General features: G+C 63.3%; 33 protein-coding genes. 11 read left to right on the top strand and 22 right to left on the bottom strand.

The window, feature by feature from the left end:
- The first annotated feature begins 199 nt into the window (after positions 1-199).
- On the top strand, positions 200-1114 hold the full coding sequence (locus R5N89_RS01030) for a hypothetical protein (RefSeq protein WP_110567888.1): 915 nt from the start codon (positions 200-202) through the stop codon (positions 1112-1114).
- Positions 1115-1217: 103 nt separating this feature from the next.
- Here the strand turns inward: R5N89_RS01030 and R5N89_RS01025 are convergent, their stop codons facing one another.
- Positions 1218-1586 carry a hypothetical protein gene (locus R5N89_RS01025; RefSeq protein WP_110567886.1) on the bottom strand — a complete coding sequence of 123 codons (369 nt, stop codon included), beginning with the start codon at positions 1584-1586 and terminating at the stop codon, positions 1218-1220.
- A 94-nt stretch (positions 1587-1680) separates the two neighbouring features.
- Positions 1681-2118: a surface-adhesin E family protein gene (locus R5N89_RS01020; protein ID WP_244192102.1), complete on the bottom strand. Its 438-nt coding sequence runs from the start codon at positions 2116-2118 to the stop codon at positions 1681-1683.
- A 170-nt stretch (positions 2119-2288) separates the two neighbouring features.
- Between R5N89_RS01020 and R5N89_RS01015 the strand changes: the two genes are divergently transcribed.
- The gene (locus R5N89_RS01015; RefSeq protein ID WP_110567882.1) at positions 2289-3476 is read left to right on the top strand and encodes an aldose epimerase family protein; all 1188 of its coding nucleotides are present in this window, start codon (positions 2289-2291) and stop codon (positions 3474-3476) included.
- A gap of 81 nt (positions 3477-3557) precedes the next feature.
- Complete coding sequence (locus tag R5N89_RS01010; RefSeq protein WP_167400837.1) at positions 3558-3731, top strand: hypothetical protein; 174 nt, start codon at positions 3558-3560, stop codon at positions 3729-3731.
- Between the two features lie 22 nt (positions 3732-3753).
- Here the strand turns inward: R5N89_RS01010 and R5N89_RS01005 are convergent, their stop codons facing one another.
- Together R5N89_RS01005 and R5N89_RS01000 are read right to left on the bottom strand one after the other, a co-directional pair.
- Entirely contained in the window at positions 3754-3945 is a 192-nt protein-coding gene (locus R5N89_RS01005) for a hypothetical protein (protein ID WP_061273682.1), read from the bottom strand.
- A 378-nt stretch (positions 3946-4323) separates the two neighbouring features.
- The gene (locus tag R5N89_RS01000; protein WP_167400836.1) at positions 4324-4500 is read right to left on the bottom strand and encodes a hypothetical protein; all 177 of its coding nucleotides are present in this window, start codon (positions 4498-4500) and stop codon (positions 4324-4326) included.
- Between the two features lie 193 nt (positions 4501-4693).
- On the opposite strand from R5N89_RS01000, the gene R5N89_RS00995 reads away from it, so the two are divergent.
- Positions 4694-4855, top strand: coding sequence for a hypothetical protein (locus R5N89_RS00995; protein WP_167400835.1), 162 nt, complete (start codon positions 4694-4696; stop codon positions 4853-4855).
- A 71-nt stretch (positions 4856-4926) separates the two neighbouring features.
- Here the strand turns inward: R5N89_RS00995 and R5N89_RS00990 are convergent, their stop codons facing one another.
- A complete protein-coding gene (locus tag R5N89_RS00990; RefSeq protein WP_110567877.1) occupies positions 4927-5412 on the bottom strand; it encodes a phosphate-starvation-inducible PsiE family protein in 486 nt (161 codons plus the stop codon).
- A 256-nt stretch (positions 5413-5668) separates the two neighbouring features.
- Here R5N89_RS00990 and R5N89_RS00985 point away from each other — a divergent pair, with 256 nt between their 5' ends.
- Both R5N89_RS00985 and R5N89_RS00980 read left to right on the top strand, forming a co-directional pair.
- Positions 5669-5845 carry a hypothetical protein gene (locus R5N89_RS00985; protein WP_167400834.1) on the top strand — a complete coding sequence of 59 codons (177 nt, stop codon included), beginning with the start codon at positions 5669-5671 and terminating at the stop codon, positions 5843-5845.
- 277 nt (positions 5846-6122) lie between these two features.
- Entirely contained in the window at positions 6123-6590 is a 468-nt protein-coding gene (locus R5N89_RS00980; RefSeq protein WP_167400833.1) for a hypothetical protein, read from the top strand.
- Positions 6591-6656: 66 nt separating this feature from the next.
- Here R5N89_RS00980 and R5N89_RS00975 read toward each other — a convergent pair whose 3' ends face one another.
- From R5N89_RS00975 to R5N89_RS00965, 3 genes are all read right to left on the bottom strand, one after another.
- Positions 6657-6989: a multidrug efflux SMR transporter gene (locus R5N89_RS00975; RefSeq protein WP_110567871.1), complete on the bottom strand. Its 333-nt coding sequence runs from the start codon at positions 6987-6989 to the stop codon at positions 6657-6659.
- A 3-nt stretch (positions 6990-6992) separates the two neighbouring features.
- Complete coding sequence (locus R5N89_RS00970; protein WP_244192100.1) at positions 6993-7196, bottom strand: hypothetical protein; 204 nt, start codon at positions 7194-7196, stop codon at positions 6993-6995.
- Between the two features lie 320 nt (positions 7197-7516).
- Positions 7517-8599, bottom strand: a complete 1083-nt coding sequence (locus R5N89_RS00965; RefSeq protein ID WP_110567868.1) for a restriction endonuclease — start codon at positions 8597-8599, stop codon at positions 7517-7519.
- Positions 8600-8705: 106 nt separating this feature from the next.
- Here R5N89_RS00965 and R5N89_RS00960 point away from each other — a divergent pair, with 106 nt between their 5' ends.
- The gene (locus R5N89_RS00960; RefSeq protein ID WP_244192099.1) at positions 8706-9314 is read left to right on the top strand and encodes a GDSL-type esterase/lipase family protein; all 609 of its coding nucleotides are present in this window, start codon (positions 8706-8708) and stop codon (positions 9312-9314) included.
- 100 nt (positions 9315-9414) lie between these two features.
- A complete protein-coding gene (locus tag R5N89_RS00955; RefSeq protein ID WP_110567863.1) occupies positions 9415-9810 on the top strand; it encodes a hypothetical protein in 396 nt (131 codons plus the stop codon).
- Between the two features lie 110 nt (positions 9811-9920).
- Here R5N89_RS00955 and R5N89_RS00950 read toward each other — a convergent pair whose 3' ends face one another.
- The gene (locus tag R5N89_RS00950; protein ID WP_110567861.1) at positions 9921-11576 is read right to left on the bottom strand and encodes a phosphoethanolamine transferase; all 1656 of its coding nucleotides are present in this window, start codon (positions 11574-11576) and stop codon (positions 9921-9923) included.
- A gap of 232 nt (positions 11577-11808) precedes the next feature.
- Here R5N89_RS00950 and R5N89_RS00945 point away from each other — a divergent pair, with 232 nt between their 5' ends.
- The gene (locus R5N89_RS00945) at positions 11809-13029 is read left to right on the top strand and encodes an NADP-dependent isocitrate dehydrogenase (RefSeq protein ID WP_110567859.1); all 1221 of its coding nucleotides are present in this window, start codon (positions 11809-11811) and stop codon (positions 13027-13029) included.
- Between the two features lie 101 nt (positions 13030-13130).
- On the opposite strand, the gene R5N89_RS00940 is transcribed toward R5N89_RS00945, so the two are convergent.
- The gene (locus R5N89_RS00940; RefSeq protein WP_208624642.1) at positions 13131-14399 is read right to left on the bottom strand and encodes a dicarboxylate/amino acid:cation symporter; all 1269 of its coding nucleotides are present in this window, start codon (positions 14397-14399) and stop codon (positions 13131-13133) included.
- A 422-nt stretch (positions 14400-14821) separates the two neighbouring features.
- Between R5N89_RS00940 and R5N89_RS00935 the strand changes: the two genes are divergently transcribed.
- Together R5N89_RS00935 and R5N89_RS00930 are read left to right on the top strand one after the other, a co-directional pair.
- Positions 14822-15148, top strand: a complete 327-nt coding sequence (locus tag R5N89_RS00935) for a hypothetical protein (protein WP_146220188.1) — start codon at positions 14822-14824, stop codon at positions 15146-15148.
- 241 nt (positions 15149-15389) lie between these two features.
- The gene (locus R5N89_RS00930) at positions 15390-15878 is read left to right on the top strand and encodes an Rrf2 family transcriptional regulator (RefSeq protein ID WP_110567855.1); all 489 of its coding nucleotides are present in this window, start codon (positions 15390-15392) and stop codon (positions 15876-15878) included.
- Between the two features lie 9 nt (positions 15879-15887).
- Here the strand turns inward: R5N89_RS00930 and R5N89_RS00925 are convergent, their stop codons facing one another.
- The 12 genes from R5N89_RS00925 to rlmB all read right to left on the bottom strand — a co-directional run bounded on the left by R5N89_RS00925 (position 15888) and on the right by rlmB (position 26415).
- Positions 15888-16475: a DedA family protein gene (locus tag R5N89_RS00925; RefSeq protein WP_110567853.1), complete on the bottom strand. Its 588-nt coding sequence runs from the start codon at positions 16473-16475 to the stop codon at positions 15888-15890.
- A gap of 521 nt (positions 16476-16996) precedes the next feature.
- The gene (gene bluB / locus R5N89_RS00920; RefSeq protein WP_110567851.1) at positions 16997-17644 is read right to left on the bottom strand and encodes a 5,6-dimethylbenzimidazole synthase; all 648 of its coding nucleotides are present in this window, start codon (positions 17642-17644) and stop codon (positions 16997-16999) included.
- Between the two features lie 13 nt (positions 17645-17657).
- On the bottom strand, positions 17658-18296 hold the full coding sequence (locus R5N89_RS00915) for a hypothetical protein (protein ID WP_244192098.1): 639 nt from the start codon (positions 18294-18296) through the stop codon (positions 17658-17660).
- A gap of 114 nt (positions 18297-18410) precedes the next feature.
- Positions 18411-18638 carry a hypothetical protein gene (locus R5N89_RS00910; protein WP_208624641.1) on the bottom strand — a complete coding sequence of 76 codons (228 nt, stop codon included), beginning with the start codon at positions 18636-18638 and terminating at the stop codon, positions 18411-18413.
- 186 nt (positions 18639-18824) lie between these two features.
- Positions 18825-19694, bottom strand: coding sequence for an aldose 1-epimerase family protein (locus tag R5N89_RS00905; RefSeq protein ID WP_110568057.1), 870 nt, complete (start codon positions 19692-19694; stop codon positions 18825-18827).
- Between the two features lie 60 nt (positions 19695-19754).
- Positions 19755-20297 (bottom strand): hypothetical protein, encoded by a 543-nt coding sequence (locus tag R5N89_RS00900; RefSeq protein ID WP_244192097.1) that lies wholly within the window; start codon positions 20295-20297, stop codon positions 19755-19757.
- A 143-nt stretch (positions 20298-20440) separates the two neighbouring features.
- Complete coding sequence (locus tag R5N89_RS00895) at positions 20441-20878, bottom strand: CHRD domain-containing protein (protein WP_110567847.1); 438 nt, start codon at positions 20876-20878, stop codon at positions 20441-20443.
- Between the two features lie 168 nt (positions 20879-21046).
- Positions 21047-21184: a hypothetical protein gene (locus tag R5N89_RS00890; RefSeq protein WP_167400832.1), complete on the bottom strand. Its 138-nt coding sequence runs from the start codon at positions 21182-21184 to the stop codon at positions 21047-21049.
- 289 nt (positions 21185-21473) lie between these two features.
- Positions 21474-22475: an SDR family oxidoreductase gene (locus R5N89_RS00885; RefSeq protein ID WP_279629365.1), complete on the bottom strand. Its 1002-nt coding sequence runs from the start codon at positions 22473-22475 to the stop codon at positions 21474-21476.
- Positions 22476-22687: 212 nt separating this feature from the next.
- Positions 22688-23038 (bottom strand): RidA family protein, encoded by a 351-nt coding sequence (locus R5N89_RS00880; protein ID WP_110567845.1) that lies wholly within the window; start codon positions 23036-23038, stop codon positions 22688-22690.
- Positions 23039-23160: 122 nt separating this feature from the next.
- Positions 23161-25305 (bottom strand): FUSC family protein, encoded by a 2145-nt coding sequence (locus R5N89_RS00875; RefSeq protein WP_110568053.1) that lies wholly within the window; start codon positions 25303-25305, stop codon positions 23161-23163.
- A 279-nt stretch (positions 25306-25584) separates the two neighbouring features.
- Positions 25585-26415, bottom strand: a complete 831-nt coding sequence (gene rlmB / locus R5N89_RS00870) for a 23S rRNA (guanosine(2251)-2'-O)-methyltransferase RlmB (protein ID WP_110567843.1) — start codon at positions 26413-26415, stop codon at positions 25585-25587.
- Positions 26416-26441: the final 26 nt, after the last annotated feature.

The following is a 26441-nucleotide window of genomic DNA, read 5'->3' as shown; positions in this document are numbered from 1 at the left end:
ACAAAGCATGTCTCTTCACCCAGCCGATGCCTGCCACGCAGGCGCGCATAATAATAGTAAAGAAGATTTTCATTTTCGCGCCCCGACACGCCCCGGACACGGCCGCCGTGCGTGCGCGGCATTGGCCTGCGGGCGCGGGGCCGTTATCATGCAGTTCCCTCACACTGTTTTTTCATGAATCTGGAAGGAAAAAGCCGGGATGCGCCTGTTACCTGCTGCCATCCTGGCAATCGGAACCCTCTGCGCCACCACACAGGCACGCGCTGCCGATCCAGACTGGATCTTTGCCAATAGTGGCCCCGGCGGCCAGCCCATGATCATATCGCATCAGGGCACGCTGGATGTGATGTTCTACCGCGCGGCCAGCAGCACGCTGGGCATTGCCTTTCACCAGCGCCATGGCAAGTACCGCAACCCCAAGGGCGTGGAAACCGCCATGGCGATGATCGGCAAGTTCACCATAGCCCTCCAGACCTTTCTGACCGGCCAGAAATGGGACACCGCAGGCGGCGACCTCAAGCCCGATACCGTGCCCGACATGGTCAACGCGCTGAAAAACGCCAGCACCGGCGCGCTTATTCCCTTCGAGCATGATCCCGTGCCGTTTTCGCTCAAGGGCGCGATGCCTGCGCTTGAGGATCTGGCCCATTACGCGATGGCCCATGGCGAGAGCCTGCCGCCACCGCTGCAACCCGCCGCAGCAGCAGCCCCCGCCCAGCCGGGGCTGGACATAGAAAAACTGGCCCACCACCCGTATGACACCCAGCGCGGGCGCAAGGTGGCGCTGCCGCAATACGACATTGCCGCCAACTGCGACCGCGCCCATGTGGAAATGCTCGATACGGATGGCGAATGCGTCAGCGCCGAGCAGAAAAGCCAGGCCATGCTGAGCGCGCACTGGACCGGCTATGACAGCGACCTGCGCGGGGCGTGCCTGTCGCTGGTGAATGATCCGGGCCGGCTGGAAAAATATCAGGCCCTGCTCATGTGCCTCTCACGCTATCAGGATGACCGGCGGCAGTGGCAGCTCGTATCGGGTTCGAGCGGCAGCGACGACATCCTGCCCGCCAAGAACGCGGCCGCGACAGGACAGACCCCTGAGCAGAAACACTAAAAGTTCTTGGTGAAGCTTTTTAAAAAAGGCGGCACCCGGAAACTGTTATGACCGGCAAGGCGGGCGGGGCGTGCAACCTGCGCGCAGCCCAGCCGTTGTGCGGTCAGTTCGCCGCGTTGTCGCGCCGCAGCGCCTGTATGAAAAAGATCACGCCGCTCAACAGCAGGCCGAACAGAATGACCAGCGGCTGCACGTAAAGCACCACCAGCACCACGAACAGCACAAGGAGGGAGCTGTATTTCAGCTTGCGGTCCTCGCTTGAGAACAGGTCGATAAACCCGTCTGAAATCAGGCGCAGGGCGGATCCGCCATCTGCCGGGGTCACGCTCAGCCCCTGCTGTTCCAGACGCTGCACGAAGGCGCGGGCCTGCGCGCGTGCGGCGGGAGTAAGCGCAGGAGTGGCCGCATCCCCTTTCAGGGCGGTTGCCACGGCATCAATCACCTGATTGTCCACAGTCGCCTCATCGCTCATTTTCATGTGTTCCCTAAGCCATGTGGTGCGTAAGCCCGTGGCCCGTCCACCCGTTTATCCACATTATTTACCGTTTTATCCACAGGGCGGAGACTCACTCCCCCTCGCCATGCGCGCCTTTGCCGCAGGCAATGCGGCGCCCGTCGCGCAGGGAGGGGTCGACCGTCATTTCCCCACGGGGCACCGGGCCATCGGCAATGCGGTGGCCGGTGCCCATATGCCCTGACCAGGTGGAATAGGCCATTGTGCGATAGGTATCGGCCGCGCAGTTATAGACGACGGAAAACCGCACCGAGGCAAAAGGCAGACCGTGACGGATCATGTCCTCGTCAAAATCCTGGATGAACGTAGCCGACGAATGGGTGCCACGCGCCTGCACCGAAGCAAGGTCGATATATTCATTCACCTTGTTCTGGTACGGTGGCAGTTTCTGCAGGTTTGCCGCCACATGCGGGGCGGGGGAAGCAGGTTCCTGCGCCAGTGCCGCCCGCGCGCCGCCCGCCAGGCCACTACAGGCGAGTCCTCCGGCCATCACTGCCAACACTACCCTGTATCCCATCGTCTCCCTTTCATGTGCATGCGCGATGCCCATGCATGCCAGACCCCACATCACGAGACTGTTTTGCAGGATCATGCCAATAGCGGCAAGATAAACCACCCGCAAACACATCGCATATCGCTTCGCGCTGACAGGAAGCCGCCATGCAGGCCCTTTTTTTACGCATGAACGTCGCCCTGTGCGCGGCCGCCATGGTCATGGCCAGCACGACCATGGCGCAGCCCGTGCCCGCGCCCACCCTAGCCCGCGCGCCGTTTGGCGCAACGCCCGACGGGCAGCCGGTCGAGCAGTTCACCCTGGCCAATGCGCATGGCATGCGCGTACGGGTGCTGAGCTATGGCGGCATCATTTCCGCCATTGAGGCACCGGACCGCACCGGGCATGTCGATGATGTGGTGCTGGGGTTCCCCACACTCGCGGGCTACACGGTGGACAACGCGAAGGGCGGCCTGTTTTTTGGGGCGACGGTAGGGCGCGTGGCCAACCGCATTGCCCACGGCACCTTCGTGCTGGGAGGCCAGCGCTACCATATTCCCCCCACCGAGGGCACGACCGCGCTGCATGGCGGCCGAAGGGGGTTTGACAAACAGGTCTGGACCGTGGAGGGCACGGGCCTTACGGCAGACACCGCCAGCGTGACCCTGAAGCTCGTCAGCCCCGACGGGCAGGAGGGCTTTCCCGGCACGCTGACCACGCATGTCACCTTCGCGCTCAACACGCGCAACGAGCTTTCGCTACACTACCGCGCCACGACGGACCGGCCCACGGTGGTCAACCTGACCAACCACAGCTACTTCAACCTGAGCGGCGAAGGCAGTGGCACGGTGGAAAACCACGTGCTCCAGCTCAATGCCGATGCCTATACGCCCACCGATGCCAATTCATTACCGCTAGGCACCATCGCCCCCGTGGCCGACACCCCACTCGATTTTCGCATGCCACACCGCATTGGCACCCGCCTGCACAACAGCATGACCCAGATGCTTTATGCCCACGGCTATGACCAGAACTGGGTCATCAACCATGCCCATGCAACAGCACCGGTGCCTGCGGCCCGGTTGCGCGACCCGGCATCTGGCAGGGTGCTCGAGGTGCTGACCACCCAGCCCGGCGTGCAGGTCTATACGGGCAATTCCCTTGATGGCGCCTATGCCGGGCCTTCAGGCCGCACCTACCGCCAGGGCGACGGCATAGCACTCGAAACCCAGCATTATCCCGACAGCCCCAACCACCCCGATTTTCCTTCGATCGAACTGCGCCCCGGCCAGATATATGATGAAACGACCATCTACCGCTTTGGCGTGGAACCCGTTTCAGCCTCCGCCCCTTAAAGATGCGGGGAAAGGCTTTGATTCCGGCGCCAATATCCTTACATACCTCGCCATATCGTGATCGAAGGACGCAAACCCTCAATGAAAAAAATTACCGTTCTGCTGCTTCTTGCCGGGCTGGCGGCCTGCCAGTCCAGCCGCCCGCCCAGCGATCCCGACCAGAGCGGCGGCGTGGGCGGCATGACCGGCTCGCCCGGCCAGGATTCGCTCAGTGACGGACCGGGCGGCTCGGGCGGCCCCGGCATGGGCGGTTAGGCTTCACGGTCCTGGCGGGCGTTCAGTCGCGCCCGCCACTTATGTTGATGATGCCCAGCCCCAGCAGGCCAAGCCCCGCAAGCCCTTCGGCCACCATCCATGAGATGGGGCCAATGCCATCAGCCGTCATGCCGCGTACCAGCACGCCCACGCTGCCCATCATCAGCAGCAGGGACACGATGGTCCCCCATTTCACAATCTTGCCGCGGTTCATCAAATCTCTTCGCTGTCTGTCGGTCCGGTTCCCGGCGGGGCCGGTCTGGGTACTTCTATCACCATGTGGGCGCAACCGTCCAAACCCGGCATGCGCGGCGGCAATGCGCCAGCCGCGCAGCGCCGCATCACTCATGCAGATGTGATACCCGCCCATGCCACTTTCATGCTTGCATTTCGTTACAGGGTCTACAGGCTGGCCTCCATGGCCTGCCCGCCTGTCAAAAGCATTCAAGGAGCATGGCCATGCAGATACTGACAGCCCCCGCACCTGGCACCGAATGGTCTAGCCGCATGATGCATCTGATGCGGACCTGCATGGCCTATCCATACGCCTTCCTGCGCCTGTGGGATGGAGACTGACCACAGCCCCCGTTCTTCATTCGTGACGCAGGTCGCTGGTCGAGAACCAGGCATCATTACCGGTGCTGTCATTGCGCACGCGAACCTGCCCGTTTTCAATCATCTCAACGATGGCGCCCTTGAAGCCGCGCTGTTCGGGCTTGACCACCGCATCATCCTTCACCACCACGATATCGCCGTCCTTGAAATCCATCAGCCCTTACTCCCTATCCCTCATGCCCCCGCGTGCGGGCGCGTTGAACATCGCCATGCCCATCATGCCAGCGCCCCTGCACGCTGCAAGCCACTGATCCGCCACGACATAGCACATCCGCGCAAAAAACAGGTTGCGCCAGCCCCGACACGTTCCGACATGAACGGAAACCACATTTTCATGGAGCCAGTTCATGTCCGCAGACCATCACATGCCGTCCACCACCGATCTTGAGCGTGAACTCGAACAGGTGCGCCGCGACCACGCCATTGCGCTCAAAGACCGCCCCGAGCACGCCCATGCGCTCGCCACGCGCCTGAAAAAGCTTGAAGACGAGCTTGCCCGCACGAAATGACCCCGAAAGAATAAAAGTTTCTGGTACGGAGCCTTTTTTGAAAAAGGCGGCATGCGGAAGCTTTTATGCTTTCATCCTTCCGGCATGGCGGGCGTCTCGCCGGAAGGTGCTGCGGCACCGGGCGTAGGCGCGCGCACCAGCCAGTAGACAATACCGAGCGACAGCACGGCGGCCGAGAGGGCCAACAGTTCCATGACATCGACTTCCTTGAGGTCGATCACGATGAACTTGCGCACCGTGGCCAGCATGCCGATCAGCAGCACCGAGCGCATGCGGATCATGCTGTGGGGCTGCGCATCGGGCAGCACCAGAATGGAATGCTTGAACTCAAGGGCAATCAGCACGGTAAAGAACATGCCGAAAATGCCCTGCAACACCTCCGGGCTGGTTGGGTTCAGCCCCGATGTCAGCACCATGCGCCCCACCGCCACCACCACATGCACAAGCGACGTGCCCGCGATCACCACGATCAGCAGGGTCAGGATGAGCATCACCCCCTCCTCGAACAGGTCGAACAGGCGGGCCATCTGAAAGAAACCGGGCAGGCGCTTCATCATATGCGGGGCAGTCTCCTGGCTGGGCGCTCACGGCAGTCATGCCGCGCCATGAAAGGCGGCCCTTGTAACAAGCTTACCCCTGCCTGTGCAAAACTGGCGACAGGCCCCCTGTATCGCGTGCTGCCATGTCAAGATTGCGCCGTGGCATCCTGCCATGCAGGGGCGGGTCTGGATGATGGCCCTGCGCCACCCCAATTATGGTGGAACGGACACCGCGTGTGTCCCTGATCCACAACATGACGAACAGGATGCCATCATGAGCAAAGCCGTAGCGACCGGACCCGACGCACAGGGCAAATTCTCGCTTGAAATCAACATCGGTGGTCTGACCGGCGCCATTGCCGGGTTCAGCTCCAAGATGGAAGCGGAAGACTACGCGACCTCCCTGCTGCGTCGCGTCAAGGAACTCGCCAAGGCCGATGGCCTGAAATAAGCCACGCAGGCTGGCCGGGATGGAGAGGGCCCCGTTCTTTCCCCCGGCCAATCCCTTTTTTCCCATGGCGGGAAAGGGATGAAGGAAAGCGCGTTTTTCGAAGCTTCCTGAAAAACGTGTCACCAAAGACTTTATCTTTGGTGAAAAAACAGGATCACGGTTTCCACACGCCCTTGCATGCGCGTGAAAAGACCGGAACAGTCGCCTTACTGCACTCATATGCGCCCCGCAGGCCCAGGCCCGGCCCCCGCAATGACATTTAAGGACGATCTGCCCCATGAAAAAACTGACACGATCCCTGTGCGTGCTGGCCATGGCCAGTGGCCTGAGCGCCTGCGTGGATGGCCCGCGTAGCGGCTATTACGGCGGATATGGTGATTACGGTTATGGTGGTAGTGGCTATTACAATGGCTACGGCGACTATTATGGCGGCGCACCGGAATATGTAGGCCGCGGCGGCCCCCGTGGCGGCGGCTTTGGCGGCCCGCGCCGGGGTGGTGGCGGGCCGCCCATGGGCCGGGGAGGCCCGCGCGGCGATCATGGCGGCGGCATTTTTGGTGGTGGCGGACGCGGGCCTGGAGGGGGCGGTCATGGCCCCGGCGGCGGCGGCGGTGGGCCTCCCATGGGCGGGGGAGGACCGCGCGGCGATCATGGCGGTGGCATTTTTGGTGGTGGCGGGCACGGACCCGGAGGGGGCGGCCATGGCCCCGGTGGTCCGGGCGGCGGCGGTGACCATCACCGCTGAGCGTGAGATTGGGTCGGCTCCTTGCGGAGTCGGCCTTTTTTAATAAGCCGTATTTATCGAAAACTTTTATCCGTGCTGTCCTGCCCCCGAAAGCAGGTTCATGACCAGCACGCCGCATATAATCAGGGCCATGCCCGCAATGGCGGCCAGATCAAGTTTCTGCCCCAGCACCACGCGGCAGACCAGCGTAATGAGTACCGTGCCAATGCCCGACCAGATGGCATAGGCCACCCCGGTGGGAATAACCCGCAACGCCAGCGACAGCGCATAGAAGGCCACCCCATACCCCACCACCGTCACGCATGATGGCCCCACCCGCGTAAAGCCCGCGGACAGGGTCAGGCAGAACGTGGCCGTCACCTCCGCCACGATGGCGATGACCAGATAACAATAGGCCATCCCTCACTCCCCCGCGGGCGGCGTGGGGCGTGGGGGCAGGCCACGCAGGCGGGCGCGTGGCGCACGGGGCGGGCGGGGCGCCTCATCGCGAATCGCCACGGCATTCTGCCCCCTGGCCTGCAGGGCGGCGGCAAAGCGCTGCACGTGCGTCCATTGCGCGCCTGCATAGAGTTCACGCCCGTCGAGCATCACACGATGTCGTCTCAAGCCCTGATCCTGTCCTGTTTCGTTCCTGTCTGAAGATGGGGATGACGGCCGCAAGGCGCAACAGCGGCACGAAGTGAGATCATTTTTCAGGAAACCTTCGCTTTTGCGAAACGATTCATGTATGAAGAGGATAGGAGGTATGATCCATGAGCAACTCTGCACGTATGATCGCCCATCTGCTGATTACGGTCCGGCTGAGCACGCGCAATCGGCCCTCTTCCACAGTTTCCCAGCCCACGAAGGACTGACCGCCACCCCCGCAGGCCAATGCGCGCGAGACGGCAGGCAGGTTCGTGTCATGTTATGACACAATATGTCTGTCATGCCTTCTTGCGCGCCCGCGCCAGCCGGGCGGCAAAGGCGGGCAGTTCATCGTGATGCAGCAGGAACACGTTGTTGGACCGCGCAAGCTGCCGGGCCGGAATCGTGTAATCCGCATTCGAGACCACAGCCGCCACATCGGCATGGTAATGCAGGCGGGCGGCTGCAATCTGCTGCACGGCCTCATTGCCCACGGCGTTGCGGTACAGCTTGCACTGCACGACCAGCCTGACATGGCCATGCACGGCAATGACATCCGCTCCCTGGTCACCACCCGGCGGGGTGGCGTGGGCATCCCAGCCACAGGCCCGCAGCCGCGCGGCGCAATAACGCTCATAGGCGATGGGGTCCATGTCTGGTGAAAAGCCATCCGCCGCCTGGCCGCCAGAAGGGACCTGACGCGCCACCTGATCGATCAGCGCCAGCACGCGCCGGGCAAGGGCTGGCCACGTTGCCGCCAGCCTTTTGCCGCGCAGGGCGGGCTGGATGACCGTCTTGATGAATTCCGCCTGCTCGCGCTCCCACTTCGTGGTGCGCTCCACCCCATAACTATTGAACTGCACCAGTTGCCGGCGGCGGATGCGCAGCGCCTCGCCATGGCGGTGCACCAGTTGCCCGCACAGCCGCCACGCCTGCCTGCGCCGCCACCACCGCCCGCCGTAGCGCAGCACCGGCCACAGCACCATCGCCACGCCACCCGCCAGCACAAGCCGCCACACCCCCGATAGCAGGGCTGCGGGGGCTGCGCCCGCCACACTCACGGCACTGGCTGCAAAATACAGCGGCCCTTCACCCCGCCGCGCAGGCAGGGGGCGCAACCGCGCCACGGCCTCATCATCACGCGTGCCCAGTAATTGCCACGTTCCCGCCCCGTCAACGCGCTGGCAATGCAGTTGGGCCAGTGCCTGCGCATGGGCGGCGGCAGGCATGGAAGGCGGCAGTTCCGCCACACGGCGCAGGCTTGCAGCCTGCGTGCACCCTATGGCCGCAGGGGTCACCTGATAAGGCGTCGGGGCTGTCAGTGCAGGTGCGGGGGCCAGTAGAAGGCACAATCCCAACCATGGCGTGATGCCTGCCCGCATGTGTGTTCCTGCTCCCCTGCATTCGTGGCGCAACCAGTCTAAAACATGAGAACAAAATAAGAAAGTATAGAAATGCCAGTGCCTTCGCACAGGGATGGGGCCTATCATGCCCGCTATGCGACTCTGCTTTATCGGTGACAGCTACGTTACGGGAACGGGCGATGAAACCTGCCAGGGCTGGGCCGGCCGGCTTTGCGCAATCGAGCGGCAGGCCGGGCATGATCTCACCCTCTACAACCTTGGCGTAAGGGGCCAGACCAGCCATGACATCGCGCTGCGCTGGCAGGCGGAAGCACAGGCCCGCCTGCACGGGCGCGATGATGGCGGCATTATCCTGTCCTTCGGGGCCAATGACGCCAGAACCGATGCCACAGGCCATCCCCGGCTTGCGCTACAGGACAGCCTGCACGCCACCGAGCGCATTTTGCAGGGCGCCCGCGCCACGTGGCCCACCCTGATGATCGGCCCCCCGCCCGTAGGTCGGCCCGGCCCCGATGGGCGCACCCGCGTGCTGGAGCAGGCCATGGCGGCATTATGCGCCCGGGCTGGCGTGCCCTTCCTGTCGGTATGGGCGCCACTGCTGAGCAGCGCCGCATGGTGTGGCGGCATCAGCCGGGGCGATGGGCTGCATCCCGGTGGGGCGGGCCATGCCGTGCTGGCCCGGCTCGTGCGGGACTGGCCCGCCTGGCGGGATCTGATGGCCGCGCCGCGATAGGAACACGCACGCGCCCCATTCCCCTTGGCAGGAACTGGCATTATGGCCACATAAGGCGCGCAGCCCCGTGCCGCGCTTTTTCGAATGAAGGCATACAGACATGAACAAGATCATCACCTGTGCCCTGCTGGGCGCGCTGGCCGTGACCTGCGCACCCGCCGCCCGCGCCGACGTGCCCGAGGCGGAACTGAACTCGCTCTACATCCGCCCCGAGGTGCAGCTTGCCGCCCCGGCACTGACATTCCCCAACTATCCGGTGGTGGATGTCTGCACCACCGAATTTGGCGATGAGGTGACCAATGCCTGCGTCACGGCGGAAAAGGAACGCGCCCTGGTGCTGCAACCCGCGTGGGAGGAATACAAGGACAGCGACAAGATCGCCTGCCAGGAGGAAGTGACCCACATCCGCCACATCCAGCTCTATCGTGACCTGGCCTACTGCCTGGACAAGCGCCGCTATGACGCCTGGCGCAAGGACCACCCCGACGGGAAGTAATATCCTATAAAAAGTAAAAGTTTTTGGGTGCCGCCTTTTTCCAAAAAGGCGGCGTTCCTTTGAAGCTTTTTGAAAAAAGCTTCACCAAAAACGTCTTCAGTCATCACTGGTTAATCGCGTGTGATGTGGCAGGCCTGGTCGTCATGGCTGTGGTCATAATCCACGTTCTGGTTGGCGGCCCCATCGCCATGCACGATCCTGCGCGGGCGGGCGGGACCTGCTGACAGCACCGACAGGCTCCGATCCAGCCCCACATAGGCCAGCCCCGCCGCCTCGAGCACGCTGGCGGGCATGCTGGCCAGCGTAAAGGGCCCGTGCACGTTGGCGCGCGCAGCCTGCATGGCCGGAGCGTGGGTGGCCTGCCAGTCAGGCGAGGCCCAGAAATAGAGCGGCACTTCATACGCCGCGCGCACATCACCATGCGCAGGGATGCCCCCCGTGCATTCATTCACCCGCACCCCATGGTCAGGCACGTAGAACAGGGCCGACACCCCCCCGCGCGCCTGCAGGCTGGCCTGCACGCGGGCGAGGATATGGTCGGTATAGGCAATGCTGTTGTCATAGGCGCTGCCCAGATGGGCGAAGCCCGGCGGGGAGCGGTCTGCCGCGTTCTCGTGGCTGCCAAACAGGTGCAGCACGATCAGCACCGGCCCCTTCGCCCCGGCAACGGCCTGATTGAACACCGGCAGCATCCGTTCATCAAGCACGGGCCGGCTCATCACGCCGCCCTGCACGGTAGTGTAGGCGATATGGTGCGCCTGCTCCGAATAGGCCCCGATCACGCTGTCATACGGGCCAAGACGGGGATGGTTGCTGATCCACCACGTATCGAACCCCGCCGCATTGAATACTGATATAAGGTCATGCCCCGGCACGGCCCCCGGCCGCAGCCGGTCATAGCCCGACAGGATGACCGGCACCGCGCCCACTGTGTAGTCAAAGGGCGTGACCACATTGTCAAAGCGCAGCAGGCCGGGCAGCTGGTCCATTTCGGGCGTGGTGGGCAGGGGGTAGCCAAAGCCGTGATGGTGGTCGCGGCGCGCGCTCTCGCCAATGACCAGCACGATCACCTGCGGCGCATCGATGGCGGGCGGGGCCAGGAAGTGAACCGGCTCATGGCTGATCCGCCGCGCCATGGCGGTCACGCGCCATGTCTCGCGCCGGGCTGCGGCATAGCCGCTGAGCAGGCTCCACGGCCAGGCGCGGTCAAAGCGGGCATGGATGGCCACCAGCGGGTTTTCCGTGCCTGCGCGGGTGGGCGGCAGGCTGTGCCACAGCCGGATCAGCGGCACGACCGTCAGCGCCACCAGCACCGCCACCGCGCCAAGACGCCACCGGGCAGGCCACGGCACCACCGCCCCGCGCGGGCGCGATACGTAAAGCGCGGCCAGTCCCGACCAGAACACCGCCCACGCGCACAGCCACGGCAGCACCGGGGCGACATAACCCATCACCACAGGCACCGAGCAGTAGAACAGGATCAGCCATAACGGATAACCCGGGGGCACCCCGCTGATATGGATGTAATACAGCGCGCCGGGCAGCAGCACGACGGCAGGCAGCAGGCAGGCGAGCAGCACCCGCCTGCTGTTAAAAACCAGCGCCACCACCCCCCACAGCATGAGCGCGCGCGCAATGCCCTGCAACGCCGTGCAGGCGGGCAGCAGCGCGAGGCCAGCCATCAGCCCCAACAGCGCATCGGGCCAGGCCTGCCGCCATGACCGGGGCCTGCGCAACAGGCTGCATGGGGGAAAATGCCAGTTCATGCCGCCTTCATGCCATGGGTGCGCACAGGCGGGTAGACCCGCGCGCAATGGCGGCGAACGGCCACGCGCATCATGGCTGGCACGTTTGTGAACGAACCGGCGCGCGGCAATGCTTTTTATCGTCCGGGCACGCGCCTAATAATGCTGACCGCCGGGAGGGCCCGCGCAGACGGGCGCCACAAAAAAACACCCTTCAAAAAAACCAGATTCAACAAAGGCACAAAGACGTACCATGGCAAAGATCAAGGTCAAGAATCCCGTTGTCGAGATGGATGGCGACGAGATGACCCGCATCATCTGGCATTTCATCCGCGAGCGGCTGATCCTGCCCTATCTCGATATCGACCTGAAATATTATGACCTCGGCATCACCCACCGCGACGAGACCGATGACCGTGTGACCGTGGAAGCCGCCGAGGCCGTACGCCGCTACGGCGTGGGCGTGAAATGCGCCACCATCACCCCCGATGAGGCACGGGTGGAAGAATTCGGCCTGAAAAAGATGTGGCGCTCGCCCAACGGCACCATCCGCAACATCCTTGATGGCACCATCTTCCGCGAACCCATCATCTGTTCCAACGTGCCGCGCCTCGTGCCGCACTGGACCCAGCCCATCGTGATCGGCCGCCATGCCTATGGCGACATCTACCGCGCGGCTGAAACCCGCATTCCCGGCCCCGGCCAGGTCACGCTGCGCTACACCCCCGCCGATGGCGGCCCCGAGCAGGTGCTCGACGTGCATGACTTCAAGGGCCCCGGCGTGGCGCTGGGCATGCACAACACCCGCGCCTCGATCGAGGGCTTCGCCCGTGCCTCGCTGGCCTATGGGCGCGACCGCAGGCTGCCGGTCTACCTGTCCACCAAGAACACCATCCTCAAGGCCTATGACGGCATGTTCAAGGATGTGTTCCAGGAGGTGTACGAGCGTGAGTTCAAAGCCGAGTTTGAAAAGCTGGGCCTGACCTACGAGCACCGCCTGATTGATGACATGGTGGCCTGCGCGCTCAAGTGGAAGGGCGGCTATGTCTGGGCGTGCAAGAACTATGATGGCGACGTGGAAAGCGACATCGTGGCCCAGGGCTTCGGCAGCCTTGGCCTGATGACCTCGGTGCTGCTCAACCCCACGGGCGACGTGGTGGAGGCGGAAGCCGCCCACGGCACCGTGACCCGTCACTTCCGTGAACACCAGAAGGGGCGGCCGACGAGCACCAACCCCATCGCCTCGATCTTTGCCTGGACGCGCGGCCTGGCTTATCGCGGCAAGTTCGATGACACGCCCGATGTCACCCACTTCGCCCATACGCTCGAGCGCGTGTGCATCGAGACGGTGGAAGGCGGGCAGATGACCAAGGACCTCGCCCTGCTCGTGGGCAAGGACACCAAATGGCTCGATACCCAGCCTTTCCTTGACGTGCTGGATGAAAAGCTGCGCGCGGCGCTGGCAAAAGCCTAAAACAGAAGTTTTTGGATGCCGCCTTTTTTCAAAAAGGCGGCATTCTTTGTGAAGCTTTCTGCAAAAAGCCTCATCAGAAACTTTTCATACCCTGCAGGGCGTTACGCCCCCTCCTCCAGCGCGTGGTCGGCCAGTTCGCCTTCCCACCGGGCGGCGACGGCAGCGGCATAGCCATTGCCCAGCACGTTGGTGGCCGTGCGCGCCATGTCGAGAAAATGGTCAATGCCCAGAATCAGCGCCAGCCCCGCCTCGGGCAGGCCGAACTGCGGCATGACGGCAGCCAGCGTGACCAGGGCCGCGCGCGGCACGCCCGCAATGCCCTTGCTGCTCAGCATCATCACCAGCACCATCGCGATCTGCTGGCCTACGGGGATGTGGATGCCATAGGCCTGCGCAATGAACAGCGCGCCGAAGGACTGGAACAGCACCGAGCCATCAAGGTTGAAGCTGTAGCCCAGCGGCAGCACGAAGCCGCTGATGCGGTCGGGCACGCCAAACAGCTCCAGCCGCTCGACCAGCAGCGGGTAGACGGCCTCGCTGCTCGCGGTGGCGAAGCCAAGCAGGATGGGCTGGATCAGCAGCCTGGCCAGCGCGAACACGCGCCGCCCCAGCACGCAGAAGGTCATGGCGGTGAGCAGCACCCACAGCACGCCCAGCGTGCCGTAGAACTTGCACAGAAACACGCCAAACATGCCCAGAATGCCAATGCCGCTATGGGCCACGCTGCCCATGACCGAGCCGAACACGGCCACGGGGGCGGCATACATCACCATATCGGTCATGCGCAGCATGATGCGGGCGAGTTCGGCCGTCCAGGGCAGGATCATGCGCTGCGCCCCCTTGCCCGCCGCGGGCAGCGCCAGGCCGAACAGGACAGAGAACACCACGATCTGCAGGATGTCGTTGCGGCCCATGGCATCGAAAATGCTGGTGGGCACCACATGCAGCACGAACTCGACCGGATCAAAATGCGCATGCGCCAGCCCCATATCGCCTGCTGCCGTGGGCACGGTAAAGCCCACGCCGGGCTGGAGCAGGTTGGCGGCAAGCAGGCCGGTCACGAGCGACAGGAAGGAGGCGACGATAAACCACAGCAGGATGCGCCCCCCGATGCGCAGCACCTGCGTGCCATCACCAAGGCTGCCAATGCCCGACACAAGGGTGGCAAAAACAAGCGGGGCGATGATCATGCGCACAAGCCGCAGGAACAGCCCCGTCAGCAGGGTTGCGCAGCGGGTGGCGCCCTCGACCGCAGCAGGCCCCGCCGCATGCAGCCCCAGCCCCACGACCACGCCGAGCAACAGCGCGACCACAATGGCGCGCGTGCGTCCGCTGGCATTACGTTTTCCGGGCTCGGCCAAATCACTCATCCTGCTGCCATTGATCAGAAGATAACGCCGGGAGTAACGCACGCCCCCCCGGTTTTGCAAGGCAGACGCATAGCCCACCCCTGAGCGGACGGGCAGGCAGGGCCGACATCACACAACTGTTATACGCATACCCCCCTACCCTTTTGAATAGAATGTGATTATGGAGACATTGCTGCGCGATCATGCGCCTGATGCATTATCTTTTCCTTGACCCGTAGGGCGCACCGGGACGGGCAAGGAAGAAACAAAGCAGATGGACATGCATGCAGGCTGGCCAGCCATGGGTTGGCGGCAGTTTCTGGCCACCTTGGCCGATATATCACCACAAGGTCAGGCTGGCGGGCAGCGGTGTTGCCCCATGATTCCCCTCCCAGCCGGTGCGGGAAAAGGGAATACGAATCGCATTCCAAGATGCAGGCGGCATGATGGATGCGGCTACGCGCCTGCACGAACCCCTGCCACGAATGATGGCATGGCAATGCAAGATATGCCTGTTTTTGGCAGTTTTCCCTCATTTTTTAGTATTGTCTCAATGCGGGGCAACGAGAGCTGGCCCGTGCCAGGCTCCGGCCCGGCGCATGGAAACGCGCGTCCTGACACCGCTGATGCAACTGCTTATTGCTCACCCTAATCACTCGCATGATGAAAACGTGTGTCAGCTTCCCTTCCTTTCCACAGCAAGGCAGGGTGCACAACCACAGGTTTTAAATATTAAACTACTGAAAATATTGTTTTTTATTGCAGAATGAGCCGTGTTTTTCCATACCAGAACGCAAACCGGACCCGCCCGAAGGGATAGAGGCAGGATGATGGTGGTTATCTGTTACTTCAATCACATTACCGTGATACTACAGCACCGAATCTGTCGTCTTTAAGCGCAATCAAGGCCCCAAAACCAAGGCCTGGAGGGAGTTTTGCCCTTTAATATGCATTTATTATGCAATTTATAGAGGTCTGTTTCTGCTCATTCACGCCATGCTAGCTATCGGTATGCGCCTGACCCTGCACACCGATTATGCCTTACGTACGCTGTTATACATGGGATTGCATGCCGACAGGCGTGTCTCGATCCATGAGATAGCCGGCGCGTATGACATTTCCGAGAATCACCTCGTCAAGGTCATTCACCGACTGTCCCGCCTTGGGCTGATTGATGCGCGGCGCGGTCGTGGTGGTGGCCTTATCCTTGGCCATGCCCCCGAAGATATCCGCATTGGCGATGTCGTGCGCCAGACCGAGGATGACCTGCAGCTGGTCCATTGTGAACCCAGCCAGGCCGATGGCAACTGCTGCATCCTGTCGGACATGTGCAAGCTGCGCGGCGTGCTCTCCACCGCGCTCGGCGCCTTCATGAGCGTGCTGGATTCAACAACGCTGGCCGACCTGCTGCCAGATCATGAGCGCCCGCATCTGCTCACCCGCCTGCCCGGGCCAACCCAGCTTCAACAGACGCAGCAGCCGCTGGCCAAAAGCGCCTGACCACAACGTTCAGGCGGCGCGTGTTCCGTCTGCCGCATTTTCCGCCTCGGCCTCACGCAGGGCCTGCGCGGTCAGGCGCTGTTCATTGCGGCGCAGGAACACCGCGCTCGCCACAAGCCCCACCGCCACAGCCAGGCCCAGCCCGATGCTTGCTGGCCCTGATACCTGCGTAACCTTGCGGCCCAGATAATATGCCCCGGTGGCGTACCCCCCTGCCCAGCACAGGCCGCCCAGCGCATTAAAGATCATGAAGCGCGGCCAGGGCATGTGATTGGCCCCGGCCAGCAGTGCCACGAACACACGCAGCAGCGCCACAAAACGCCCGAAGAACACGATGCCGCTGCCATGATGGCGGAACAGGAAACGGCCAAGCAGCAGCCTTTGCGGGGTGAGCTTGATGCGGCTGCCATATTTCTGCAGTAGCGGCAGGCCCACGCGGCGCCCGATCATGTAACCGATATTATCACCAATGACGGCCCCCATCACGGCAGCAAGGGCCACCCAGCGGATATCGAGCCGATGGGTGGCTGCGCAATAGACTGAGGCGGAAATGATCAGTGTCTCGGCAGGCAGCGGCAGGCCCATGCTTTCCAGCATGACAATAAAGGTAATGACCCCATAGCCATAATGCTGGAACAGGTATTCGAAATGATGCAGCAGCGTTCAGTCCTCCGTGCCGGGCAGGTCATCATGATTTCTTACCGGAACATAGACTGGGCACGCCCGGACCAGATACGCGATACGGAGCCAGAAGGCGCGCGCCCCCCCGGCCTGAAATCCGGTCGGTACAATGGTTGAAACAGACGCCGGGCAAAACCGGATTTAACGAATATCTGCCACCCGTTTTTTCAACCATCCGTGAAGATGGGCCACAATACCAATATGCCCGATACGCAACTACCCCATGTAACAGCGCCACGAATACACAAAATCCGGGCAGGAATACCCCGGCGGGCCTGCCCCTTATGCACGCGCGCGGCGCATCACCTTTACCACTGCATTATCAGCGCGTGATGTCAGTTCAGGCACCGCATTGTCATAACCGGGCAGATCCGCTGCCAGCCAGAACTGCCCCGCATGGATGACTGCTCGCCCGTCTCGCCCGTCTCGCCCGCCGCCTAGCGCCGGATCCACTGCCGCCGCTCGGGCGCGCGGTGCTCCCAGCCGCGCCGCTCCAGTTCAGGCGTGCTCGCGGGGGCTGCGGGGTAGCCTACGCACAGATAGGCCACGAGTTCGAGTGCGGGGTCCATGTCCAGCACGGCCGCAACCTGGTCGGGATCAATGATCGAGACCCAGCCCACTCCCACGCCCGCCGCCGTCGCCGCCAGCCAGAAAGTATGGATGGCCATGACAGTGGACCAGGTGGTGGTCTGCGGCATGGTTGCCCGCCCCAGCCCGCGCCCCTGCGCGGGGTCGGGGTGCGAGAACACCGCCACATGGTGGGGGGCATCATCCAGCCCGGCCAGTTTCAGCCGCGCGTAACGCAGGGCGTCCGGCCCGTCACGATCGGCCAGGGCGGCCTCGTTGCAGCGGGTAAAATCCGCCCGCACCGCAGCCCGCCGGGCCGCATCATCAACGCGCACGAAGCGCCACGGCTCGCTCAGCCCGACCGAGGGGGCAAGGCAGGCGGTGCGCAGCAGGTCATCAAGCACGGGTTCGGGCACCGGGTCGGGGCGGAAATGGCGCACATCACGCCGCCAGCGCAGCAGGTCGCGCAACTGGTCCATAAACTGGGATGAAAATTCCGGCGGGGTGGTGATGGTCATGCCTGTTTGTGGTTCATCGCAGCCCGTCTGTCACCCCCGGCGCTTCATCCTCCGCTCCGGGCAGGCCCGCGGCGGTGGGCTGGGCCGGGGGGATGCCTTCCTCCTGCGTGGCGGGGGTAGCGTAGGCGGGGTCTTCATTGAACTGGGCCGAGACTTCCTTGATCTCGTCAAAGCTGGCCTTGTACCAGTCCACCTGCGTCATGGTATGGCTGCGCACGACAAAGCTGAGGAAGGTCGGCTCGGATGCGGTATAGCCGTACAGCGCATCATCCTGCCCCGCCCGGTTGCGGAACGTGAACCGGCAGGTCGCCGCATCGGTATAGCGCAGGAAGGTATGGTAGATGATGGTCGGCACGATCTCGTGCATGGCCTGGCCGATATAGTATTCGGGCCGTTTGTTGATGAGATCGGTCGTGGCGTTATCGAGAATACCCTCGTTTTCCAGCGCGGTGGCGCTCTGGGCAAAACGGGTGGGGTTGACGCGCACCGTCACTTCGCAGCGCCGCACATGGTAGGCGGAAGAAACCATAATGCCGAATTTCTCGTAATCCGGCATTTTGTTGAAGGCGGTTGTCGCCGCCCCTGCGGTGCCCCCATGCGCCAGCATGGCAAGGCCAAGTCCCCCCATGCAGTTCAACATGCGCCTGTGCATCGCCCTGTGCCTTCCTGTTCGCCCGCGCCATGCGGCAGTCATGAATATGGCGGCGCACCGGAATGCGCCGCCATACACAATATCACAGAACTGGCCTGCCCGCAGGCAGCAGGTTCAGGCGCGATCCCAGCCGCGCAGCGCGAGCAGCGAGGGGCTGCCCTCCATGCCGCTATGGCAGCCCGAGGGCACGGCCACGCTGGGCACTGTAGAGAGCAGCATCATCCCCTGCTTGCGATAGGCCGCACCCACCCACGCACTTACGCGCTGGCGGAAGGAGCGGATCGGGAGGGAGGGGGAAGACGGGGAAAATCCCACGACGGGGACAGGAGAAAAACTACGCATCAAGGCGTTTCCCGTGAGCCTAGCGGGCGATACTGCCGCATGCTGCTCCTGTTGCTCTACTACGCCGCAACCATCGCCTTGCACATCCGATATTTTCGCAGATTTACGGGTCGATCCATGCTGTTTTCGCAAGGCTTATTCCGGCAGGTGTTGCGCGGAAAATACACCCGCCGGAAGCCGCCCCGCTCAGATGCAGCCAACCTGCCAGCCTGCCCGCCATTCCTGCCCCGGCTGGAGGTGAAACACGCCTGGACGAGCAGAAAATTCACCACTGAACCCCACCGGGCTTGCAATGCCATGCCAGGGCTCGATGCACAGGAAATCACCGCCCGGCTTCATCCACAGGCCCAGATAGGGAAAGCCCTCCCATGCCAGCCTAAGACCCGGCCCATCGGGGATGCCATAGGTCAGGCCATGGCTGGCCAACTGGTCGAGAATCAGCGCGTCGGGCGCGAACAGGGCCTCGTCAAGCGCCAGCGTGTGGCCCTTGATGGGCGTGGGCAGGGCCTCGGGCAGCAGCAGGCCCCCTTGCAGGCGGCGGATGGGGGCGGGTTCGGGCGCATCAAAGGTAATGACATGCCGGTTCTTGGGCACATCGGGGGCAAGCGGCCAGATGAAGGCCGGGTGCGCGCCAAGCGAGGCGGGCAGCACACGCGCGCTATCGGGGTTGGTCACGCAGTAGCGCACCGACAGGGTGCCCTGTTCGATCCGGTATTCGATCACGAGGCTGAACGCGAAGGGGAACATTTTACGCGTCTCGTCCGTGTCGACGAGTTCGAGGCGGCAGCCGGTCTCGTCACGCGCAAGCCAGCGGAAGGTGCAGTCGCGCGCGAAGCCATGCTGCGTCATGCGGTAGGGCCTGCCCTCTACCCAGGCGGTATCATCAACCAGCCGCCCCACGATGGGGAACAGCACCGGTGACTGCCGCTGCCACGGCGCGCCACCGCCCCACAGCAGATCGCGCCCGCCCGCGCGCAGGGCGCACAGTTCGGCCCCCTTCGCGTGCACGCTGGCGGCCAGGCGGCCATCGCCAAAACTATGGGTGTTTTCTGTCATGCTGGTGGCTCCATCCGTTTTCATGATGAAGCTACCATGCACGATCAGGGTGCCGCCTGCCTATTGGTGTGATGCAGGGCTGGTGGCCGGGGCGGGATTGGTGGCCGCGGGCGTGGTGGCAGGCTGCTGCGGCGCGGGCGGCGTGACGCCGGGGTTGAGCCGCACGGTCAGGCGCTCGACCGAGAAGGCAAGGCGCGCGCCGCTGCTTGTCGAGGTGAACTTGATATAGATGCCGTTATTGTTTTCCATGACGGCGCCGCCCTTGCCCGCCCCCATGGTGGCCTCGCCCTGCACGGACCAGTACGTGCCCTCGATATCGGACACGCGATACAGGTTATAGACGGTGCCAACCGCATGGGTGCGCGAGAAACCGATGGCAGCCCCCGAGCCACCACGGATGCGGAAGGGATAGTCATGCCCCTCGAAGGTCAGCACGCCTTTGCCCCATGACACACCCGCCCCGACATCCGCCGCTGAAATGGTGAAGGTGATCGTGCCCGTATGGTCACCAAGCGCATCCGCGGCGCGGGCATGGGCGCAGAACGGACCAAAACCGGACAGGGATATAACAGCCGCGGTAACGGCCACACGTGCTAGGCGCAAAAGCAGACTCCCTGACTTGTGGCGAGATATGTCGCCCGGCTCCATGAAGAATTAACATGGCTTCCATGCCGTAACACCAACAGTGCCGCACAAAGAGCAGCCATGCAAACCCTATCATGGACTTTATGCCCCGCAGGCCCGCTTTACGGCCTGGCAGGCGGGGTCTGGCGCTCGATCTGGGCGCGGGCCTCGCCATTGGGCAGGGCTGCGGTGTGCAGATTGACGTAAACCTGCCCGTTCTGCAGTGCCTGCGCCTGCTCGGACGAGAGCAGGACCGAGCCATGCTGCCCAGACTTGTAGGGGCTGGGAATGGGCACGAGCACGCCCGCTTCCTCGCCTGCCGGGGCCGGGCCATGGAAATGCGCCGCCGTGACCGGGCCGCTCAGGCCGCTCCATGTAATGACATATTTCACGAGGTTGGTGCGCGTGTTCAGCGCGGTCTCGACCTTGCCCTCGGGGTGGGATGTCGCGCCATGTTCCCCCGCGAAATGCCCTTCAAAACGCACGACCGAGGCCAGCGCGGGCGAGGCGAACGCAACACTGGCCACAACGAGCGCAGGCAGGGCGGAAAAACGGATCATGTCTCTCTCCAGTGCGGGGTGTGGCCCGCAGGTCTTGTTCGGGTTTTTATATGATATGCGTAACGTGAATGCGTATCACATGCATGAACCCCGAAGCAGCGCAACACAAATCCCTCTAGGGCCCTGACCTTGCCAGATACTTAAAAAAGCAGTGCCGTGACGCGCTTTTCAGATATCCAGCGGGCGGGGTCGCTCCATCCAGCGCATGTCGGGGATGAGCCACCCGGCAAGCCGCCGGTAACACACGCTGCGACGGGGCCATAACAGGCCCGCAAGGCCCGGCGTGGTGACATCCTGATCGGCCATCCTGTCATCCCCTTTGCCTGTCAAGGGATTGCCTGAAAAGACAGGCCCGATAATCCCTTGGAATGATAAAAGTTTTTAGGTGTCGCCTTTTTCAAAAAGGCTTCACCAGAAACTTTTATTCTTTTTCATTAGCATGTCACCACGGATGGGAATCCGATATGAAACGCCCGGCATCAGTAATCATGCCAATGGCGAAGTAACATGCCGCGACACCAAGCAGCATCAGCAGGGCAGGCAGGATCATGCGCATGCCTATCCTGTGCCACCGCGCGCCGTACTGCGCAAGGCTTCAGCCAACCCCCGTGCCGCCCGAGGCCGCATAGACCTGCCCGGTAATATAGCTTGCCTCCGATGAGGCCAGGAGCACATAGATCGGCGCGATTTCGGCCGGTTGGCCCGCACGGCCCATCGGGGTCTCGCCACCAAAATTGTGGATGTTCTCCTCCGTCTGCCCGCCACTGATCTGCAGCGCGGTCCAGAACGGGCCGGGGGCCACGGCGTTGACGCGAATGCCCTTGTGCACCATCTGCTTGGCCAAAGACTTGACGAAGGCGACAATGGCCCCCTTGGTCGCGGAATAATCCAGCAGGATCTCCGACGGGCTGAACGCATTGACCGAGGCCGTGGCAATGATCGCGGCCCCGCGCGGCATGAGCGGAATGGCGGCCTTGCTCAGGTGGAACAGGGCATAGATATTGGTGCGGAAGGTCTCGTCGAACTGCTCGTCGGTAATATCCAGAATACTGGCCTGATGGCGCTGGCGGCCTGCATTGCTGACCAGTATGTCCAGCCCGCCAAGTTCATCATGCGCGCGCTGGACCAGCTGGGCGCAGTATTTACTGTCACGCAGGTCACCGGGCAGGGCAACCGCCTTGCGCCCGGCCTCGCGGATCAGCGCAATCACTTCGCGCGCGTCGGGTTCCTCCTGCGGCAGGTAGGCGATGGCCACATCCGCCCCCTCGCGGGCATAGGCAATGGCGGCGGCACGGCCAAGGCCGGAATCACCGCCGGTAATCAGCGCCTTGCGCCCGGCCAGCCGGCCTGAGCCACGGTAGCTTGTCTCGCCATGGTCGGGGCGGGGATTCATCTTGCCCGCAAGGCCGGGCCAGGGCTGCGACTGCTCGGGAAAAGGCGGGCGGGGATAGGCGTTTTCCGGGTCGACCAGCGGCGGGCGGGGCGCGGCCATTTCCGCCGCCTGCGCCCGGCCAGAGGCCGCCGCTGCCGTTACAAGACCTGCTGCTGCGGCCAGCACGGTGCGGCGGGAGGAGGCAATATGGCTGTCATCTGGCATGGCGCAGGCTCCGTATCTGTAACAGGGGCGCTTGTGGCCCCGCAGTTACAGATCAGAACAGTACGCCTGCCGCGCGGTTGCATGCGCGGCAGGGTTTGTGGCCATGCGGTGCCTGCGGGGCTCCGTGAAAAGCCCATCGGGGCAGGATGTTGCACATGGTAAAGACGCCGCCTTTTTGAAAAAAGGCGGCGTCCGGAAACTTTTGTTTTTATTCAGGTCAGGGCCGCGATGCCCGTGATCTCGACCTTCCATTTCGGGTTGGCCAGGCGGGCTTCCACCGTGGCGCGGGCGGGCTTGCTCGCGGGGTCGAGCCAGGCATCCCATGCGCGGTTCATGGCGGCCATGTCGTTCATGTCACTCAGGAAAATCTGCACCGAAAGCAGGCGTGCCTTGCTGGTGCCAGCCTCGGCAAGGATGGCGTCAATCTGGCGCAGGATGTCAGCGGTCTGGCCCTCGGCATCGAGGTCGGCATCATCGGCGACCTGCCCGGCCAGATAGACAAGCCCACCATGCACGACAGCCCCGGCGAGGCGTTCTTCAGGTTGCAGGCGTTTGATGGTCATGAAACTGGTCCTTGTTCTTGAAGATTTTCAAAAGTAACGCCTTGCTGAAATAATAAAAGTTTTTGGTGACGCTTTTTTCAAAAAGCTTGGGAAGGCAGCACCCAGAAACTTCTATTCCTGATTTATGCGGTTTCCCTGTTCATACCATCAGGCGGCAGATGAAAACGGCGCGTAATATCAAAAAACCGCGCATTGGTATGTAGTTCACGCGCCAGTATTTCCAGATAGGCCACGCTCCACCCCAGATCGAGGCGGCGCGACAGGTTGGCTTCCCCCTCCACCGCATCGCGCATCTGCGCAAGCGATGCCGCCACGATGCGGGCGAGTTCCACCGGCGGGTTGCCCCGCCACGCGCCAAAAGCCGCAAGCGTGCGCTCCACCGCCGCATTCACGGCGGGCGGCAGGCCGGCACGGGCCAGCAGGCTGCGCAGGCGGATCAGGTTCAGCCCCACTGTCATGGCCGACAGCACGCCATCAAGATAAGCATTGGTCTGCGCATCGGACATGGTGGATGCATGCCGCACCAGCCGCGCAAATCCGGTGGTGAGCCGGTTCACCCATGCGCCGGGGTCGGGTATGGCGGGGGCAAGCGCAATGCGGCGCAGGTCGCGCACGATCTGGCGGCGCATGCGCCACCGCTCGGCATCGGGGTCAAAGGGCAGCACGAGGCGAAACACCAGCACGCTGCACCCGATGCCCAGCACCACCGCGCTGTTGGTGTTGAAAAAGGTCAGTTCATCCAGCCGCGACTGGTTGCCCGGATAGACCATGAACGGCAGAAAGTTGTTATAGGGCGCCGCCGTACCCGCCGTGCGCGCATCGCGCAGCGCGAGGCCGCCCACCATCATGGGCAAAAACAGCGAGAGCACCAGCGTCTCCCACACCGCCTGGTCAGGCAGCACCATGAAGGTGATGATGGCCGCGACCAGCACCGCCCATACCGCCCCGCGCAGAAAGCCGATGCTGTCACGCACCGGGTTTTCATTCGCGGCAAAGCGGCTGCATGTCACCACCACGAACATGGCGAAGGTCGCCCCATCGGGCCAGCCGGTGCATTCCCACACCAGCCCGCCCATCAGCACAGCGCCAGCCGAGCGGATGCCGTTATGCCACGCCGCCGTGCGGTCGCGCCAAGGCGGGATGGAGAAATGGAAATGGTCATGCACGGGCGCCACCTGCGTTGCCGCCAGATGCGCCAGCGCCGCATCAAGCCGCACCAGCAGCACGCCGAGCGAGGCATTGAGGATATAGCCATCAAGATGCTGCCGCCCCGCAGCCCGGCCCGGCGGCGTGGGGCCTGATACGGCAATGATGTCATTGACCAGTTGCTGGCGGCATTCCGCCCCAAGGTTGCGCAGTTGCGCGCGCAGGGCGGGAATGGCAGCCAGCGGGTCCGGCCCCGCCATGGCCGCCTGAATACTGGCGAACAGCGCCTGCGCACGCGCCAGCGGGGTGACGAAGGCGGCCGGCAGGGCAGCCGTGGCGTGCATGCGCGCACTCAGCCCCAGCCCGCGTGACATCACCACCGCAATCGCGGCGAGGGCCGCGCGCGCATGGTCGCCCGCACGGGTGCGGTGCTGCATCTCCACCTCGCTGAACTCGATCTGGTCCGATACGGAAAAGACCGAGCCCAGCAGCGTGCGTGACTTGAGGAAGGCCTCCTCGCGCCCCTGCATCATGCTGCCAAGGGCCTGCGTGGCCTGCCCGATGGCAGCGCCCACCTTCTGGCCGATCTCGCGCCGGGCCACGTCGATCAGGCTGGGGGCGAACACCGCAGCGAGTGCGCTCTCGCACAATATGCCCAGAAAGATGTAGGTCGAGCGCGACAGGGCAATGTCAAATACCTGATGCGGCGCATTGGCCGCGTTGAGCGCGATCAGCCCGCTGGTAAAGGCCATGAGCACCAGCGCGTAGGAGTGGAAATTACGCAGGAAAGTGGCCAGCCCGCAGCACACCCCCACCCATAAGGCCAGCACGGGAAAGAGCAGCCACGCCGATTGTGGCATGGCGGCAATAAGCGCGACCCCCACCACCGCGCCAAGGCAGGTGCCCAGAAGCCGCCACCGCGCCTTGGACATGCTCTGCCCGCGTGAATTCTGGGCCACGATCCATGTGGTCATGGGGGCCCATTGCGGGTCATCCATCTCCATCCACAACGCCAGCACGAGTGCCAGCAGGGCGGCGATGGTCGTGCGCAGCGCAAAGCCGAAATCCGTCAGGCGCGGGGCGTAAAGCCAGCGGAACCGACGCAGCAAGCCATCCGTCATGCCGGGCGCCGCAGCCCCATGCCCCACTTTCCGCAGCCTGGCGGAATGGCCCTCTCACGTGATCGTGTCATGCTCCCCCAATGGCAATAATGGGGGAACAAAGCTACATGTTATAACATAAATAGTTTTTCATGTTTTCCACCCCTTCGCCGGGCGTTGCAACCAATGCGCGGCGTGCGCGGAAAAAACCATCAGGCCCTTATGGCAGGGCAATCAGAATAAAGATTTCCGGGTGCCGCCTTGTTTAAAAGCAGCACCCAAAACTGTTTTCGCGCTGCTCTAGCGGTGGCGGAACATCTCGTACAGCGCCACGGCGGCGGCGTTGGATACGTTGAGGCTTTCCATCTGGCTGCTCATGGCAAGTCCCGCGATTTCATCGCAATGCTCGCGTGTCAGCCGCCGCAATCCTGCCCCCTCCGCCCCGAGCACAAGGGCGACGCGACGCTGGTGGAAGGCCGCGCCATCCAGAATGCCGCCACCCGCATCAAGCCCCACCACCCACAGGCCACGCGCCTTGAGCGCATCGAGCACGCGCGAGAGGTTGACCACGCGGATCAGCGGCACGATCTCGAGCGCGCCCGAGGCCGCGCGCGCAAGCGTGCCGGTCTCGTCAGGGGCATTGCGGTCCTGCATCACCACCGCCACCGCGCCAAAGGCTGCCGCCGAGCGCAGGATCGCGCCCACGTTGCGCGGATCGGTCACCTGATCGAGCACCAGCACGGGGCCGGGCTGTTCAAGCACCGTATCAAGATCGGGCGGGCTTAGCATGTCGGCAAGCAGCGCCATGCCCTGATGCACGGCGTCAGGGCCGCACAGCGCATCAAGCTGGGCACGCTCGGCGCGGACGGCCTGGATGGGAAAGCCGCCTTCAAGCTTTGCGACCAGGGTTTCCTGCGCTTCCGCCGTGACCAGAAGCTGGCGCAGCTTGCGGGCCGGGTTTTCAAGCGCGGCCTGAACCGCATGCAGGCCATACAGCCAGCATGTGCCAGCGGGAGCCGATGCGGCCCCACGGCCACCCCGCCTGCCGCCCCTTTCGGGTGTGGCGCGGGCGGAAGAAGCAGAATGAGCCCCGGACGAGGCCCCACGGCGGCGGGATGTGCGCATGTTCATGATTGCTCTTTAAGCCCAACGGGCAG

It is taken from the genome of Komagataeibacter sucrofermentans DSM 15973, from assembly GCF_040581405.1.
GTDB lineage: Bacteria > Pseudomonadota > Alphaproteobacteria > Acetobacterales > Acetobacteraceae > Komagataeibacter > Komagataeibacter sucrofermentans.
The sequence above is the reverse complement of the archived record's forward strand: the minus strand, read 5'-3'. Positions and strand labels throughout refer to the sequence as shown.